Origin of the sequence: Roseateles oligotrophus, assembly GCF_025717515.1 — a bacterium.
Classification (GTDB): domain Bacteria; phylum Pseudomonadota; class Gammaproteobacteria; order Burkholderiales; family Burkholderiaceae_C; genus Paucibacter_A; species Paucibacter_A oligotrophus.
This window is the reverse complement of record NZ_JAJIRN010000007.1, coordinates 140,401-156,950: the sequence shown is the minus strand read 5'-3', so window position 1 is coordinate 156,950 and position 16,550 is coordinate 140,401. Positions and strand designations below refer to the sequence as shown.

General features: G+C 65.5%; 15 protein-coding genes. 5 read left to right on the top strand and 10 right to left on the bottom strand.

All coding sequences use genetic code 11. The features are described from left to right. Nucleotides 1-7 precede the first annotated feature (7 nt). From LNV07_RS16275 to LNV07_RS16230, 10 genes are all read right to left on the bottom strand, one after another. Complete coding sequence (locus LNV07_RS16275; protein ID WP_263572215.1) at nt 8-784, bottom strand: sugar phosphate isomerase/epimerase family protein; 777 nt, start codon at nt 782-784, stop codon at nt 8-10. After that, a complete protein-coding gene (locus LNV07_RS16270; RefSeq protein WP_263572214.1) occupies nt 781-1,902 on the bottom strand; it encodes a Gfo/Idh/MocA family protein in 1,122 nt (373 codons plus the stop codon). The genes LNV07_RS16275 and LNV07_RS16270 overlap by 4 nt, the downstream gene beginning before the upstream one ends. Further along, nucleotides 1,899-3,941, bottom strand: coding sequence for an aldo/keto reductase (locus LNV07_RS16265; RefSeq protein ID WP_263572213.1), 2,043 nt, complete (start codon nt 3,939-3,941; stop codon nt 1,899-1,901). The genes LNV07_RS16270 and LNV07_RS16265 overlap by 4 nt, the downstream gene beginning before the upstream one ends. A gap of 120 nt (nt 3,942-4,061) precedes the next feature. Next, nucleotides 4,062-4,856: an SDR family NAD(P)-dependent oxidoreductase gene (locus LNV07_RS16260; RefSeq protein WP_263572212.1), complete on the bottom strand. Its 795-nt coding sequence runs from the start codon at nt 4,854-4,856 to the stop codon at nt 4,062-4,064. 52 nt (nt 4,857-4,908) lie between these two features. Then, the gene (locus LNV07_RS16255; protein WP_263572211.1) at nt 4,909-6,027 is read right to left on the bottom strand and encodes an ATP-NAD kinase family protein; all 1,119 of its coding nucleotides are present in this window, start codon (nt 6,025-6,027) and stop codon (nt 4,909-4,911) included. A gap of 1 nt (nt 6,028) precedes the next feature. Then, the gene (gene gcvPB / locus LNV07_RS16250) at nt 6,029-7,663 is read right to left on the bottom strand and encodes an aminomethyl-transferring glycine dehydrogenase subunit GcvPB (protein WP_263572210.1); all 1,635 of its coding nucleotides are present in this window, start codon (nt 7,661-7,663) and stop codon (nt 6,029-6,031) included. Continuing rightward, nucleotides 7,660-9,054, bottom strand: coding sequence for an aminomethyl-transferring glycine dehydrogenase subunit GcvPA (gene gcvPA, locus LNV07_RS16245; RefSeq protein WP_263572209.1), 1,395 nt, complete (start codon nt 9,052-9,054; stop codon nt 7,660-7,662). The genes gcvPB and gcvPA overlap by 4 nt, the downstream gene beginning before the upstream one ends. Nucleotides 9,055-9,243: 189 nt before the next feature. Beyond that, complete coding sequence (locus tag LNV07_RS16240; RefSeq protein WP_263572208.1) at nt 9,244-9,729, bottom strand: acyl-CoA thioesterase; 486 nt, start codon at nt 9,727-9,729, stop codon at nt 9,244-9,246. A gap of 32 nt (nt 9,730-9,761) precedes the next feature. After that, complete coding sequence (locus LNV07_RS16235; protein ID WP_318013741.1) at nt 9,762-10,880, bottom strand: aldose epimerase family protein; 1,119 nt, start codon at nt 10,878-10,880, stop codon at nt 9,762-9,764. Then, nucleotides 10,877-11,653 carry an SDR family NAD(P)-dependent oxidoreductase gene (locus tag LNV07_RS16230; protein ID WP_263572207.1) on the bottom strand — a complete coding sequence of 259 codons (777 nt, stop codon included), beginning with the start codon at nt 11,651-11,653 and terminating at the stop codon, nt 10,877-10,879. Before LNV07_RS16230 ends, LNV07_RS16235 begins: the two co-directional genes overlap by 4 nt. Nucleotides 11,654-11,828: 175 nt before the next feature. On the opposite strand from LNV07_RS16230, the gene LNV07_RS16225 reads away from it, so the two are divergent. The 5 genes from LNV07_RS16225 to LNV07_RS16205 are packed head-to-tail and all read left to right on the top strand — an operon-like array spanning nt 11,829 to nt 16,536. After that, nucleotides 11,829-12,764, top strand: coding sequence for a dihydrodipicolinate synthase family protein (locus tag LNV07_RS16225; RefSeq protein WP_263572206.1), 936 nt, complete (start codon nt 11,829-11,831; stop codon nt 12,762-12,764). Beyond that, nucleotides 12,761-13,693 (top strand): arabinan endo-1,5-alpha-L-arabinosidase, encoded by a 933-nt coding sequence (locus LNV07_RS16220; RefSeq protein ID WP_263572205.1) that lies wholly within the window; start codon nt 12,761-12,763, stop codon nt 13,691-13,693. The genes LNV07_RS16225 and LNV07_RS16220 overlap by 4 nt, the downstream gene beginning before the upstream one ends. Nucleotides 13,694-13,721: 28 nt before the next feature. Continuing rightward, nucleotides 13,722-14,822: an ABC transporter ATP-binding protein gene (locus LNV07_RS16215; RefSeq protein WP_263572204.1), complete on the top strand. Its 1,101-nt coding sequence runs from the start codon at nt 13,722-13,724 to the stop codon at nt 14,820-14,822. Further along, the gene (locus tag LNV07_RS16210; protein WP_263572203.1) at nt 14,819-15,706 is read left to right on the top strand and encodes a carbohydrate ABC transporter permease; all 888 of its coding nucleotides are present in this window, start codon (nt 14,819-14,821) and stop codon (nt 15,704-15,706) included. Before LNV07_RS16215 ends, LNV07_RS16210 begins: the two co-directional genes overlap by 4 nt. Continuing rightward, complete coding sequence (locus LNV07_RS16205; protein ID WP_263572202.1) at nt 15,703-16,536, top strand: carbohydrate ABC transporter permease; 834 nt, start codon at nt 15,703-15,705, stop codon at nt 16,534-16,536. The genes LNV07_RS16210 and LNV07_RS16205 overlap by 4 nt, the downstream gene beginning before the upstream one ends. Nucleotides 16,537-16,550: the final 14 nt, after the last annotated feature.

The window sequence follows — 16,550 nt, the reverse complement described above, 5'->3', positions numbered from 1 at the left end:
TTCTTCTTTAGGCCAAAAGACCGGCCAGATAGCGCAGGCCCTGCGCTGCGGTGCGCGCCGGCTGGCTGGGCTGGTCATGCTCGACGATGAAGGTGTTCACGCGCTGGCTCAGCCAAGGCAGCCAGGCCGGCCAATCCAGACGCCCCTCGCCCAACGTGGCCCAGCCTTGTTCGATCTCGCCCAACTCGGCTCCAGGCTTGGCCAGGTCCTTCACATGCACCGACTGCAGGCGCAAGGCGTAGCGTTCCAGCCATGCCATCGGCGCCTCGCCCGCCCGGGCTACCCAGGCCACATCGGCTTGCCAGCGCAAGCTCGGCGCGGCCTCCAGCAAGGTCTCCAAGACCGTGCGGCCGTCTTGCCCAAGCCGCTCGAACTCGAAGGCATGGTTGTGATAGGCCAGCGTGATGCCCTGGCCCTGCAATACCAGCGCATGGGCTTGCAAGGTGGCTGCCAAGGCCAACCAGCCGGCGCTGTCCTGCGGCCGCTCGGTCTCGTCCAGCCAGGGCATCACCAGCTGCGTGCAGGCACAGGCCTTGAGCGAGGCGACGATCTCGTCCAGTCGCTCGGCCAGATCGCTCATTTCCACATGCATGGAAGCCAGCCTCAGGCCCGAGGCCTGCAGCGCGGCAACAAAGTCGCTGCGGCTCAAGCCATGCAAGGCTTCGGTCTCGACCCAGGCATAGCCGACCTGCTTCGCGAGTTCCAGTCGGGCCACCAGATCGCCGACGGCGCGCACGGTGTAGAGCTGCAGGGCGATGCGAACCCCGGTTTGATTCGAAGTCATGCGCATTGCTCCTGCATCTGAAGGCTGGCGGCAAAACCGGCCGGGACGGGGTCGGGTCTTGCGCAGCGGGTCTGCAGCGCCAGCGGAGCCTGCTGCTCGGCCGACCGCAGAATCGCGTCCATCGCCTCAAGCACATGCAACGCCATCTCGCCGCTCGCGCGGTGCGGCCGGCCGCTGCGCAAGGCATCGGCCATCTCGGCCACGCCCAGGCCCCGGTGCCGGCCGGTGAAGGCCAGCGGCGCTTGCGCCGCCCAGTCGCCATCGGCCACACACAGCTCAAGCTCACCGCCGAACTGGTTCGGGTCCGGCAACACCAGGCTGCCCAGCTCGCCGAACAACTCGATATGGCTGCTCTTGTGCTTCCAGACATCGAAGCTGGTGCTCAGCGTGATGAAGGCGCCCTGCTCAAACGTCAGGCCGGCGACCAGATGGGTCGGCGTTTCGACCTTGATGTGCTCGCCCTGGCGCGGGCCACGCGGAATCTGCCGCAGCGGCCAACTCGTGTGGGCCAAGCCGCTGACGAGCGTGATCGGGCCCAGCAGTTGCACCAGCTGCGTCAGGTAATAGACGCCCATGTCCATCAGCGGCCCGGCGCCAGGGCGGTAGAAAAACTCGGGGTTGGGATGCCAGTCATCGGGGCCGCGCTCCATCATCGTGGCTTGGCCGGCGACGATGCGGCCAATGCCGTTTGCGTCGACCAGCGCGCGCGCGGCCTGGCCCGCACCACCCAGGAATGTGTCGGGCGCGCAGCCGATGCGCAGGCCAAGCGCAGCAGCCTTCTCCATCAAGGCGGCTCCGTCGGCAAAACTGCCTGCCAGCGGTTTCTCGGTATAGAGATGCTTGCCGGCCTTCAGAACCGCCTCGCCAACCGCCCGGTGAGCAAGCGGCGGGGTCAGGTTGATGATGATTTCGGCCTCGCTGCCGAGCAACTGATCCAGGCTCATCAAAGGCAGATCGAACTCGGCGGCGCGACTCTGCGCGGCCTCGGGCTTAGCGTCGGCCACGCCGATCAGACGCAAATTGCCGAACTGGGCCAGGCCCTTGGCATAGGCCGGGAAGATGTCGCCGGCGCCGATGATGGCGACAGCCGTCGGCTTGATCTGAGATGCCGCCATCATGCCGGTGATCCTTGCTCGGCGAGGTCTAACCAGGCCATTTCTTCGGCCGTCAACTGCACGCTCAAGGCCCGCATCGAACTGGCAGTCTCGGCAATGCTGCGCGGACCGATCAGGCTGAAGGCCGGGAAGGCCTGCGCCAGCACCCAGGCCAGCGCGATATTGATCGCCTGCACACCTTTCTCGGCGGCCAATTTCTGGGCGCGGGCGCGACGCTCGAAGTTGGCGGCGCTATACCAGCAACGCACCAGCTCTTCGTCCTCACGGCGATCCGGGCCGGCGCGGTCGGTGAAGAAGCCACGCGCCTGCGAGGACCAGGCGAACAAGGCCAGCCCCTGCTCGGCCAGCCGCTGGCGCGAGGCCGGGTCGCCGGCCGACACGCAACCGCGCCAGATCGGCGCCTGCATGCGCGCAAGGCTGAGCTGGTTATTGAGCAAAGAGAAACCCTGCAGACCCTTGGCCGCCGCGTAGGCATTGGCCTGCGCCACCCGCTCCAATGACCAGTTAGAGCCGCCAAAGGCCTTGAAGCGGCCGAGGCGGCGCTGCTCGTTCAGCGCCTCGACAAACTCGCCCACCGGCACCTCGGGGTTGTCGCGGTGCAGGATGTAGAGGTCGGCATGATCGGTCTGCAGGCGCTCCAGGCTCTCGGCCAACTCGCTGCGCATGCCTTCGGGTGTGCAGTTAGGCGTGTGGGCGCCCTTGGCGATCAAGACGATCTCGTCGCGGATGCCGCGCGCTCGCAGCCACTGACCCAGAATCGCCTCGCTGTGGCCACCCTCGAAGTCATAGACCCAGGCGGTGTCGAAAGCATTGCCGCCGCGCTCGATGTAGTCATCGAACAGCGCCGCCGCATGGCTGAGATTTTCCTGGTTGTCGACACCCATGATCAGGCGCGACACCGGCTTACCCTCAAGCCCCGGCACCTGGCCATAACTCATCAGCGCATCGGCGCGGCGGGCGAGCCGCAGGCCGGCCAGCGTTTGGCGGCCCTGCATGGCGGCTTCGGCTTCTTTGGGATAGGACAGGCCGATGGCCTGACGCCAGCGGTCCATCACGGCCAGATTGGCTAGCGAATCCGCAGAGTTCATGGCCGGATGGGGAATAGCGGCCGCCTTCACCGCCTGCGCAAACGCATCGGCCTCGTAGGCATAGAGGCCACGATCGGTTGGGATGGTCCAGCTTTGCGCCAGCGCCTCGTCCACATAGAGCTCGATGCGGCTTTCGCCCGCTTCGGCGCCCGCACCGTACCAGGGATTGGGCACCACCAGCGCACCTTGCGTGCCGCCAATGCGCAGCGACTCCTCCTGCTCGAAGCGCACCGCCGTGCTCAGCTGCGCGACGATGTCGCCGGGGAACAGCAGGGTGGCGGTGGCCCATTCATCGACCGGACCGCTGGCGCCCTCGTGCAGCTTGCCCATCGCCGTCAGCTTGAGCGGCTCGGCGAAGGGCTGGCCCTGCGCCACGCCGGCAATCAAACGCGCCATCGAGACGGGATAGCAGCCGACATCCAGAATCGCGCCGCCGGCCAGCGAGGCCTCCCAGGTGCGCGAGCCGACACGCGGCGTCGAGCTGTAGCAAAACGAGGCCTGGATGTGGCGCACCTCGCCGATGGTGCCGGCGCGCAGCAGTTCCACCAGCTTGGCCGTTTGCGGCAGGCAGCGGTACATAAAGGCTTCCATCAGCAGGCGGCCGGCCCGCTCGGCCTCGTCGAAGGCGATCATCGCCTCGGCATGGTTCAGGCCCAGCGGCTTCTCGCACAGCACATGCTTGCCGGCCCGCAACGCCAGCACCGTCCAGTGCAGATGTTCGGTGTGCGGCAGGCCGATATAGACCGCCTGCACGGCCGGGTCGGCCAGTAAGGCCTCGTAGCTGCCATGCGCCTGTGGCGGACAGGCCAGCGAGCCATGTTTGTCGGCAAAGGCCTGGGCCTTGACGGCGTCACGGCTGGCCACCGCCACCAGCGCGCCACTGTCGGTCTGCGTCAAACCCTGTGCGAAAGCGCCCGAGATGTTGCCGGCGCCGATGATTCCCCAATTGAGCATGATGTGTAAATTGAAACGTTATGATTTATGAATGTGACAAATATATTTCCGGCATGCCGTTCAGAACAGCAGTGAAAACCCGCTGTGTCTGAGGTCATGCAAAGCCACAGAGCAGTCCCGTCAGGCCGAACCCGCCAGCCCGCCACCGTCCACCACATAGGCCGAGCCGGTGACAAAGGATGAGCGGTCACTGGCCAGAAACAGCACCACCTGCGCAATCTCGCGCGCCTGCCCGACCCGCATCAGCGGCCTTGCATTGCCGGCTTCGACCAGCGCCATGTCGGCCAGGCCGAGTTGCTGTGCCTCGTTGCGCAGCATCGCGGTGTCGGTGTCGCCGGGGCAAACGCTGTTGACGCGGATCTGCTGCGGCCCATGGTCAACCGCCATCGCCCGCGTCATGTTCACCACCGCCCCCTTGGAGGCGCAATAAGAAACAGCGTCCTTGCCGCCGACCAGGCCCCAACCGGAGCCCGAATTGATGATGCTGCCGCCGCCTTGGCTCACCATCACCGGCACCGCGTATTTGCTCATCAGGAAAATCGACTTGACGTTGACGGCCATCACCGCGTCCCAATCGGCCTCGCTGGTGTCCACCACATTCGCACGCCGCGTAATGCCGGCGTTATTGAACAGCACATCGAGCCGGCCATAAGCGGCCAGCGTCTCTTGCACGCTGCGCTGGCAATCGGCGGCCAGCGCCACATTCGCCTGCACAGCCAAGGCCTCGCCGCCGGCCGCCTCGATCTCGCCCACGGTCGCCGCCGCGCCCTCGGCGTTCAAATCGCAGACCACCACGCGGGCGCCTTCCGCGGCGAACAGCAGCGCGGTGGCGCGGCCAATGCCGGAGCCGGCGCCGGTGATCAAGGCCACCTTGCCGCGCAGTTCACCGGCGCTCATTTGTGTTGTTGCTTGCATCGTCGTCATCTCCAATTTGATATTTTTTCGGTTTGATTCTTTGGGCCGGGGACTACTCTGCCACCAATCTCAAGATCGCCCGATCACGCGGCCCGGTCAGCACCCGCACCGGGCCGCTGAACAAGGCGTCCACCTCGGCGCAGCCGCTGTCCACGCGCAGCACCCCGCCGCCTTGACCCGCCATCGCTTGCAGCTTGGTCGGCGTCATCAACACCGTCAACGCCGCTGGGCCGAGTTGGCGCAAGACTCTGGCGCTGAGCGGCGCATTGCCGCGCCCGATCACATGGCCCTGGCCACCTATCGCCGTCAGCCACAGCCGCGCCCGCCCCGGCATGGCGGCCAGCAATTCCAACAGCTGCGCCTCATTGGCATCGCGCAACCAGAGGCGGCCGTCAATGACGACATCGACACCAATCAAACTACCGGCCAGGCCCAGCGCCGACTTCAAGGCCCAGGTCGTGCTGCCCGGCCCGATCAGATGCAAGCCCTGCTGCAGTTGCGGCAACAAGCTGGCCGCCAAGGCCGCTGCGGCCTCGGCGTCGGCCGGCGCGCTGCGCGTCTTGCGTCCCTGCAACAGGCGCGGGTCGGTCGGCGTGGCCAGGTAGCCGTACAAGCGAGGCAAGACCCGACCCTGGCGCAGCGCGCCCTCATCCAGATCCATCACCTCACGCGGCTCGGTGCAGCGCCGCTGCGTGGCCAGAAATCCCATCGCCAGCCGACCGGCCGCCGCCGGACTGACGCCAAAACAGGCCGACTGCATTTTGACCCCGGCCGGAATGCCCAGCACCGGCAGCGCGGCGTCGGTGGCCAGCGCGTCCAGCACATCCCGCGCCGTGCCGTCACCGCCGGCAAACAAGAGCAGATCAAGGCCGACTTGCTGCATCCGAGCCACCAGCTCGCGCGTGTCCGCCGCGCTGCTGGAGCCGGCAGACGCCAGACTCAGCACTTGCGGTTCGGCTCCCAAGGCCCGCAACAAATCCGCGCCCATCACCCCCGGCCCGCTGACCCAGTCGACCGCCAAGCCCGCGCCAAAGCCGGCCAGCGCCAGCGCGGCCCGCTCGCCGGACCAGGCCGAGGCCGCTGCGCTGTGCAGCCCATCGCTGCCGTGCAAACCCAGCTTGCCGCCGGCGCCCGCCAGCGGGTTGATGATCAGGCCGACGCGAGGGTTCATCTCAAAATGCCCGGTCCATCGCGGTGGGCGTGGCCACGCCATGCTCGGCCAGCTTGCGCTGCCAGCCGCGCCAGGTGATGGCCCAGCGCTTGGGGTCATCCAGGCAGGATTCGTCAATGCGCCTTGTCGGGCAGTTATGCGGGGCGCTGCGCAGCATCTCGGGGTCGGCTCTGGCCTCGTCGGCGACGCGGCTCATGATCTGCGCGAACTCATCCAGATCGGCACGCGAGTAAGACTCGGTCGGCTCGATGGTGGCCGGCTCGGGCACCACATAGGGGTGGTGGCTGGTCCAGTAATGGACGCCGTAGTCGGCGGCACGCAGGCCGATATCACCCGAGTGCACGCCGGTCTCGGCGCAGAGCTCGGCCCAGCTGTAGCGCACCTGCTCGATACGCCGCTTGCCCGGCGCATAAGGCGCCGACAGGCCGCGAATCTTCAGCAATTGCGCCATCATGTAGTTGTTGTTCAAGACCGCGATCTCGGCCACCTCGCGCAGGCCCGCCGCGCCCAGATTCATCACCCAGGCATAGGCGCGCAAGACAATGCTGGCCGTGCCCATAAAGGCCGCCACCTTGCCGATCGAGCGCTCGCCGCCCTGTTCTATGCGGTAGCGACCGTCCGGCTCCTTGACGATCACGGGTCGGGGGAGAAACGGCGCCAGCGCCGCCGTCACCGCGCAGGCCCCGACCGCAGGGCCGCCGCAGGCGTGCGGGGTTGAAAAAGTCTTGTGCAGATTGAAATGGCTGAGATCGAAACCGGCCTCGCGCGCCCGGGTGATGCCTAAAAGGCCGTTTGCATTGGCCTGGTCATAGCAAGCCAGCGCGCCGACTCCATGGGCGGCGGCCACGAACTCGCGGATCTTGGCGTTGAAGATGCCGGTGTCTTCCGGGTTGGTGATGATCAGCGCGGCGGTGCGCGGGCCGACCGCCGCCTGCATCGCTGCCAGATCGGGGTAGCCCTCTGCATCCGGGTAGAGCGTGATGACCTTGTAGCCCAAGACCTTGGCGCAGGCCGCGTCGGACGGGTGACTGAAGATGGTCGTGATGATCTCGTCCCGCTCGCCAGCCTCGCCGCGCGCTTCGAACCAGGCCCGGATCATCGCCAGATTGGCATAGATCGCCTGCGAGCCCGAGCGGGGCTGCAGGCTCACCGCGTCCATGCCGGAGACCTCCTTCAACACGCCTTCCATCTCATGCATCACATGCAAGATGCCCTGCACCGTGCTCTCGTCTTGCAGCGGATGCAGCTCGCTCATGCGCGCATCGCGGGCCAGATGTTCGTTGACCTTGGGGTTGTACTTCATCGTGCAAGTGCCCTGGCCGACGTCGACATTGAAGTCGGCGCCCAAGGTCTCCTGCGACAAGCGCAGATAGTGGCGCAGCACGCGGTTCTGGCTCAACTCCGGCAGCGCGGGCGCCAGCTTGCGGCGCATGCCGGGCGGCAGCGTGAACAGCACATCATGCGCGGCGGCTTCGATGGCCGGCTCCAGCTCGGGCGTCAGCAAAGCGCGCTCACCCGGCTGGCTGAGTTCGAAGATCACCGGCTCGTCCCAGCGGGCTTGCTGGTAGCGGCGCAGATTGGGTTTGCCGTCGGTGAAGCGGTGGGCGGAGATGTTTTCCATATTGACGGGATTCATGAAGCGAGGACCTCGCGAAGGGCGTCCACCAAGGCATCGATATCGGCCTGACTGTGGACCTCGGTGAAGGCATAAAGCGCGGACTGGCCGAGCGCGGGGAAGGCCTCGGACAAATCATGGCCGCCGAAGATGGCACGCTCGCGCAAGCCCGCGTTCACCTCGGCCACCGTCTTGCCGGTGGCCGAAAAGTCGAGCACGAACTCCTTGAAATGCACAGCGCCGGGATGGGCCAGCCGCAGGCCGGGCAAGGTGCTTAAGCGCTGGCGCGCATAGGCGACGCGCTTCATGATGCCTTCGCCCAACTCCACCATGCCTTGCGGGCCCTGGCTGGCCAGGAAGACCCCGGCGGTGATGCCCCACAGGGCCGCGGCCGTGCCGACAAACTCGTTGCCCTGCTCGCGCTTGTCGAAAGAGGTGCGCTGGTAGGCGACATCGCCAAAGCCGTATTGACCCGGCACCGAGGTCGGCGCGATGCCGAACAGGCGCGACGGGTATTGCATCAGCAAGGCCTCCTCGTCGCGGCTGGCGATGAAGCCGCCATGGCCGCCGCCATAGCTCATATGCATGCCCAGGGACTGGATGTCGCCGCAGACGATGTCCGCGCCATAGTCTCCAGGGGGAGTCAGCACCCCAAGCGAGAGCGGATCAACGCCGACGATCAGCATCGCGCCGGCCGACTTGACCAAGCCGGCAATCGCCTGCCCCTCGTCGATACCGCCGAAGTAATTCGGTACATCCAGATAAAGGGCCGCCACCTCTTGGCTCAACTTGGCGCGCAGGTCGCCCCGGTCCAAGAGGCCGGTGATGGGATCAAACGCGACCTCGACGAAGTCGATCTCGCTGCGGCCATAGGTCTTGATATGCGAGCGCTTGTCGGCGCTGGTGTTGGCGGCCAGCAGCACAAGGCGGCGCCCGCTGTGGCGCGCCGCCATGCAGCAGGCGGTGGCTGCGGCCTGCATGCCGTCATAGGTCGGCACGCTGACCACGTCCAGGTTCAGCAGCTCGCCCATCATCGAGCAATATTCCCACAGCGCCTGGAAGCGGCCATGGTCGTCATAGGGCTCGCCGGCATAGGCGGTCAGGAATTCGCTGCGCCCGTTGATCTCGTCGCAGATGGCCGGCACATGGTGCTGGTAGCAGCCGCCGCCCAAAAAGCTCAAGACCTCGCCGCAATGCCGGTTGCGCGCCAGGATGGCCTGCACATGGCGCTTCAAGCGCGCCTCGGACAGCAGCGGCGCCGGCAAATTCAGCGGCCGGTCCATGCGCAACTCGGTCGGCACATCGGCATAGAACTCTTCGACCGAGGCGGCGCCGGTGGCGGCCAGCATCGCGGCCTTGACGGCCGGCACGGAGTTCGGAATATAGGGGTAGACCTGGGGCTTGCTTGTCATGTTCGCGGGCCTGCTGCTGTGATCGTTGGCGAGCCCGCATTTCACGCCGCCGCCGGCGCGCTGACAAACGAGAAATATTTGCGCATGGATTAGCCCAGCTAATTCATGCGCAGATGAAAAATACCCCCAGCCCGCCCAAGCCTCGGGCGCTTGATCAAGCGGAGGCGGGCCGCAACGAATGGCGTCGAGTCAGGCCGGGGGCGCGCGCAAGGCCTCGAAACGGGCGTTGAACTCCTGGCGCAATTGCCTGCGCACCAGGGCCGCGGCATGGCGCCGCTGCTGGTCGGGCGTCACGACCTGCAGCGCGCGCACCGGCACCGGCTTGCGCTCGTCGTCAACCGCCACCATGGTGAAGAAGCAGCTATTCGCATGCCGCGTCTGCTGGCTGCGGATGTTCTCGGCCAGCACCTTGATGCCGACCTCCATCGACGAAGAGCCGGTGTAGTTGACCGAGGCGAGAAATGTCACCAGCTCGCCGACATGAATCGGTTGGCGGAACATCACCTGATCGACCGACAGCGTCACCACATAGCAGCCGGCGTAGCGGCTCGCGCAGGCATAGGCGACCTGATCCAGAAACTTCAACACCGTGCCGCCATGCACATTGCCGGAGAAATTGGCCATGTCGGGGGTCATCAGCACGGTCATCGACAATTCATGAACGGGTACGGTCATTGTGAATACCTTCTTGTTTCGGGCCCAAACCGTCAGCCGGGAATGCCAATGTTGCCACCACCAAAGCGATGCTCGGTGCAACTGCGATAGACCTCGCCGAGCCGCAGCAAGGTGGACGGCCAGTCCGGGTCGGTCGAGGCGTGATTCGGAGAATCCGGGCTGTGCTGAGTTTCCAGACAAAGGCCGTCGCCCTGTCTATAGGCCTCGCCGCCCGAGCCGACCAAGCTGGCGTCGAGGAAGTTGCCGGAATAGAACTGCAGCGCCGGCTCGCTGCTGTGGATTTCCATCTTGCGGCCGGATAGCGGGTCTTCCAGGCTGGCGGCCAAATGCAGGCCCCCATCGAAGGGGTGATCAAGCAGCCAGTTGTGATCAAAGCCCCGAGCCGAGAGCAGTTGCGGGTGGGGCAGACGCAGGCGTGGCTCGATCTCGGAGGGCAGGCGGAAATCGAAGGGCGTGCCCTCGACCGACGCGATGCCGGTCGGAATGCGCCCCCCATCCACCTCGGTGTAACGGCTGGCGGCAATCATCAAGCGCTGACTCATCGCCGAGCCGCGCCCGGCCAGATTGAAGTAATCATGGTGGGTCAGATTGACGACGGTCGGCTTGTCGCAGCTTGCCTCGTAGTCGATGCGCCAGGTCTGCTCGGCCGTCAGGCTGTAGCGCACCTTGACCGCCATCGTCCCGGGGAAACCGCCCTCGCCGTCCGGGCTGGTGTAGCGCAGCAGCAGCGCCGGACCATGGCCGGCAAGGCCAGCCGGCTCGATCTCGGCCTCCCATAGCCGCGTGCCGAAGCCGCTCGCACCGCCATGCAGGCAGTTAGGCCCATCATTCAGATCCAGTTGATGGCTGTGGCCGTCGAGCGTGAATTGGCCCCGCGCAATGCGGTTGCCGAAGCGGCCGACGATCACGCCGAAATGCGGATTGCGCTCCAGATAGTCGCGCAGATTGTCAAAACCCAGCACCACATTGGCGCGCCGCCCGGCGCCGTCCGGCAGCCACAGCGCGGTGACGATGCCGCCATAGGTGATGGCGCTGAGCACCAGGCCGGCGCCGTTGTCCAGCGTGTACTCATGCACCGGGCGGCCGTCAGGCATCTGCCCAAACTCGCGCCGGCTGATGGTCGGGCTGGCGCTCGGCTGCGCAGCCATCATGCCCAGCCCCCGTCGACGATGAAGTCCTGCGCCGTGCACATCGCGCTGTCGTCGGCCGCCAGGAACAAGGCCATATGGGCAATATGCTCGGCCTCCAAGGGCTTGTTGATGCATTGACCTTTGGCGATGTCGGCCTTGGCGGCCTCGTCAACCCATAACTTGATCTGCTTTTCGGTCATCACCCAGCCGGGCACCAGCGTGTTGACGCGGACGCCATGCGCCCCCAGATCACGCGCCAGCGAGCGGGTCAAGCCCTGGATGGCTGCTTTCGAGGTGGTGTAGGCCGGCATGCCGCCTTGCTTGAGCATCCAGCTGATGGAGCCAAAGTTGATGATGCTGCCGCCGCCGGCCGCCCGCATATCGGCCATCACCGCCTGGGCCGCGAAAAACTGGCTGCGCAGATTGACCGCCAGGCTGGCGTCCCAAAACTCGGGGCTGATCTGCTCGATGGCCTGCCGCTTGTCATTGGCCGCATTGTTCAGCAGCACCGTAACCGGGCCGATCGCGGCGCGCAGGCGCTCGACCGCGGCACGCAGCGCGGCGATGTCGGTCAGGTCGGCGGCCAGGAACTGCGGCGCAAATTGGTCCGCCGACAAGCCTGCCGCCAGCTTGGCGGCCAAGGCCTCGCCGCTGGCGGCGTCCAGGTCGACAAAGCCGACGCGGGCGCCCTGGCGCGTGAACTGTTCCACCAAGGTCGCGCCGATGCCGGTCGCACCACCGGTGATCAATACGCTGCGATTTTGCAGGCTGGGATAGCGAGCGAAAGAGGACATCAAGAACTCCAAAAACAAAAGGGGACGCACCGAACCCGGCCGACACAAAGCCGAAAGTAGTAATACTATTTCACTTGAATAGCGGTTTTATTGGGGTTTTCACCCATTTGTTGAAATATAAAGTCATACTTTAATTCGACACCGGCTTTGACAGACCTTTCGCCCGAGCAACCCAATGACCATCACATCCACACCCACCCCACGCTTCAAGGGCGTATTCCCGGTCGTGCCGACCACCTTCAACGAAGCCGGCGGCCTTGACCTGCCCAGCCAATTGCGCTGCATTGATTTCATGATCGACGCGGGCTCGACCGGCCTGTGCATCCTGGCCAATTTCTCCGAGCAGTTTGTGCTGTCGGACGAAGAGCGCCAGACCCTGACCCGCGCCATTCTTGCCCATGTGGCCGGCCGCGTGCCGGTGATCGTCACCACCACCCACTACAGCACGCAAATCTGCGCCGAGCGTAGCCGTTCGGCGCAGGACATGGGTGCGGCGATGGTGATGGTGATGCCTCCCTACCACGGTGCCACCTTCCGGGTCGCCGAGCCGCAGATCGAATCCTTCTACGCCCGCCTGTCCGATGCGATCAACATCCCCATCATGATCCAGGACGCGCCGGTCGCCGGCACGCCGCTGTCGGTCGCGCTGCTGGCGCGGATGGCGCAGCAGATCGAGAACGTCTGCTATTTCAAGATCGAAACCGCCGGTGCTGCGGCCAAGCTGCGCGAGCTGATTCGCGTCGGCGGAGCCGCCATCGAAGGCCCTTGGGACGGCGAAGAAGCGATCACGCTGCTGGCCGACCTCGACGCGGGTGCGACCGGCGCGATGACGGGCGGCGCCTACCCGGACGGCATCCGGCAAATCGTCGACGCCTATGCCGCCGGCCGGCGCGACGAGGCAGTGGCCTATTACGCCCGCTGGCTGCCGCTGATCAATTACGAAAACCGCCAGGCCGGCATTCTGGCCGCCAAGGCCTTGATGCTGGCGGGCGGCGTGATCCAGTGCGACGCCCCGCGCCACCCCTTCCCCGCAATGAGCGCCGAGACCCGCGCCGGCCTGCTCGACGCCGCCCGCCGGCTCGACCCGATGGTGCTGCGTTGGGGCAAATGAAAAAACGCCTGGCCCGCGTCGGGCTGGCCACGCTGCTGTTGCTGACGCTGCAGCAGCTTGCTGCCGAGCCGCTGACGGGCGACACCCTGGCCCACGACCCGAGCCTGTGGATAGCCGCCAGCGGTGAGCATTATGTTTTTGCCACCGGCGAAGGGCTGCAGCGCCTGCGCTCCGCCGACGGCCTGAACTGGAGCCGCATGGCCCCCATCTTCAGCGCGGCGAATCGGCCCGCCTGGTGGGACAGCGCCGTGCCGGCCCACCAGGGCCTGGACGTCTGGGCACCCAAGCTGTTCCAGCATCGCGACAAGTTCTGGCTGGCGTATTCGATTTCGACCTTCGGCAAGAATGTGTCGGCCATCGGCCTAGCCAGCGCCGGCACAGCCGACGCCAGCGACTGGCGGGACGAAGGCATCTTGCTGGCCAGCGCCGTAACGGACAAATTCAACGCCATCGACCCGGATGTTTTGATCGACACCGACGGCCGGGTCTGGCTGAGTTATGGCTCGTTCTGGGGCGGTATCCGCATCACCGCCCTGGACCCGCTCAGCCTGCGCCCGCAAGGTGAAACCCGCTTTATCGCGAACCACCCAGGCGGCATCGAAGCGCCGACGCTGATCCGCCGTGGCGACTGGTACTACCTCTTCGTCTCGCATGACAAATGCTGCCGCGGCGTGGCCAGCAGCTACAACATCCGCGTCGGCCGCTCCAAGCAGGCGATGGGCCCCTTTGTGGACCGCGAAGGCAGGCCTATGCTGGACGGTGGCGGCAGCCTGATCGAGGCCGGCGGGCCGCGCTGGAAGGGCCCCGGCCACCAGGATGTATTCGGCAACAAGCTGGCCCGACATGCCTATGACGCCGAAGACGGCGGCCGGCCGCATTTGCGCATCGACGAGCTGCGCTGGAGCGCCGACGGCTGGCCCTCGCTTTAAAAGCACAAGTAGAAGATTTGGAGACACAGTGGCGGCACTCAAATTAGAACAAGTCAGCAAGCGCTACGGCGCCGTGCAGGTGATAGACAAGCTATCGCTCGACGTCGAACAGGGCGAATTCATCGTCTTTCTGGGCCCGTCCGGTTGCGGCAAAACCAGTCTGCTGCGGATGGTCGCCGGGCTGGAAGAAGTCAGCGGCGGCCGTATCCTGATTGGCGGCAAGGATGTGACCCATGCCGCGCCGGGCCAGCGCAATCTGGCCATGGTGTTCCAGCACTACGCGCTCTACCCGCATATGACGGTGCGCGACAACCTCGCCTTCGGCCTGCGCAATATCGGCCTGCCGCCGTCGGAAATCGACGACCGCATCAGCGAGTCCGCCCGCATGCTGGAGCTGACGCCGCTGCTGGCGCGCAAGCCGGGGCAGCTCAGCGGCGGCCAGCGCCAGCGGGTGGCGATAGGCCGCGCGGTGGTCAAGGAGCCGGGCCTGTTTTTGTTCGACGAGCCGCTCTCCAATCTGGACGCGGCCTTGCGTGGCCGCACCAGGCTGGAGCTGGCGCAACTGCACCAGCGCCTCGGCGCCACGATGATCTTCGTTACCCATGACCAGTTGGAAGCGATGACGCTGGCCACCCGCATCGTGGTAATGAACGGCGGCGCGATCGAGCAGATCGGCACGCCGGCCGAGGTCTACCGGCGCCCGGCTACCCGCTTCGTTGCCGGCTTCATCGGCACGCCGGGCATGAACTTCATCCCGGTGCAGCGCGTGGCCGGCGAAGGCGACTTATGCCGCGTGCAAACCCCGGGCGGCGGCAGCCTCGCGACCCGCGTGCCGCTGCAGGGCCTGCCCGCCGACGCCGGATTCAGCTTGGGCGTGCGGCCCGAGAACCTGCACCCCGCCGCCGCCGGCGCCCAGAGCGCAATGAGCGGCCGGGTCGAGATGGTCGAGTTTCTGGGCGAGCGCTCCTTGGCCCATCTGAAACTGGACGACGGCAGCCCGCTAACCATCACCCTGAACGGCAGCCAGCCAACCCCCGGCGAGCGCATCGGCATCGCGGTCGATCTGGCCGAGGCCCATCTGTTCGACAGCCAGGGCCGCGCCCATCATGCGCGCGTCGACTTGACATGAGCGCCGTCGGCCTGCGCCGTTCGCGCCTTTCCAACGGCTTGTTCGTGCTGCCCTTTGTGGCCATCTATGCGCTGCTGGTGCTGTGGCCGCTGGCCAAGGGCATGGCGATCAGCCTGCATGACCATGACCTTTTGTCCGACGACAGCTTCTACGTCGGTTTGGACAATTATGTTCAGCTCGCCGGCGACGAGGTCTTCCACCAGGTGATGTGGAACACCGTCAAGTTCGTCTTGATCAGCACGCCGATCTTCGTCATCGTGTCCTTGGCCTTGGCCTTGGCGCTGAACCGGCCCGGCCGTCTCGGCGCGCTCTTGCGCGGCACCTTTTTTTGCGCCTCGGTGTTCTCCGTCACCATAATCACGCTGGTCTGGAAGTTAGCGCTGATGCCCGAGCGTGGCCTGGTCTCGCAATTTCTGAACAAGCTGGGCCTGCCCGATATGGCGCTGCTGAGCAGCGACGCCTTGGCGCTGCCGACCATCGCCCTGGTGACGGTGTGGTGGATCATCGGCCTGCCGATGATTCTGTTCCTGTCGGCGCTGCAGCAGATTCCGAGTGATATCTACGAGGCCGCCGCCCTGGACAACACCAGCCGCTGGCGCACGCTGACCCGCATCACCCTGCCGTCCCTGAGCCGTACCATCGTGCTGGTTGCGGTGATCGAGGTGATACGAGAGTTCCAGGTCTTTCCGCAAATCATGCTGATGACCAATGGCGGGCCGAACAACAGCACCCGGCCTATCGTGCAATTCATCTACGAACAGGCCTTTATGCAGCTGTCGCTGGGCTACGCCACCGCCGCCTCGCAGGTCTTGTTCGCGGTGATGCTGATAGGCGTGTCCTTGCAGCTCTGGCTGGAGCGTGACCGCAAAGGAGTTCGCCAATGAATGCCATGCTGCGACGCGGTTGGTTTGACCGCTTGTTGATGCTGGGCCTGTGCCTGCTGGCATTGGCCTGGATGTTGCCGCTGCTGTGGGTGCTGGGCCTGTCCTTCAAGCCCAATGAACTGCTGCAGATCCGCACCGACCTGGTCTTTGCGCCGCCCTATACGCTGGCCAATTATTTGGACATTGTGCAAAGCTCGCAGGTGTTCCGCTGGCTGGGCAATAGCGCCTGGGTGGCGCTGTGCCAGACGGTGGGCGTGCTGGTCTTGTCCTCGCTGGCGGGCTACGGTTTTGCTCGCACCGAGTTCCCGGGCCGCAAGCTGATATTCGCGATTGTGATGTTTGGCCTGGCGGTGCCGCCGCAGTCCACCTTCATCCCGCTGCACCGGCTTTTTTCGGACTGGAATCTGCAGAACACCTTCGCCGGCCTGATCCTGCCGGGCCTGGCCGCACCGTTCGGCGTCTATCTGATGACGCAGTATTTCAAGGCCATACCGATGGACCTGGAGGAAGCGGCGATGCTGGACAACGCCTCGCGGCTGAAGACTTTTCTGACCGTGATCCTGCCGCTGACGCTGCCGGCCCAGGCCACTTTAGGCATCTTCACCTTCCTCGGCTGCTGGAACGACTATCTGTGGCCGCTGGTGATCGCGACCAACCCGGACATGTACACGCTGACCCGCGGCCTGGCGTCCACGCAGACCAATTTCGCGCAGTCCGAAGGTCTGGGATTCTTGATGTCGCAGGCGGTCTTCGCCGGCCTGCCGGTCTTGATCATCTACTTCTTCTTCCAGAAATATCTGGTCACGGCCGTGGCCGGCACGGGGCGCTGATGATGATGAGCTTG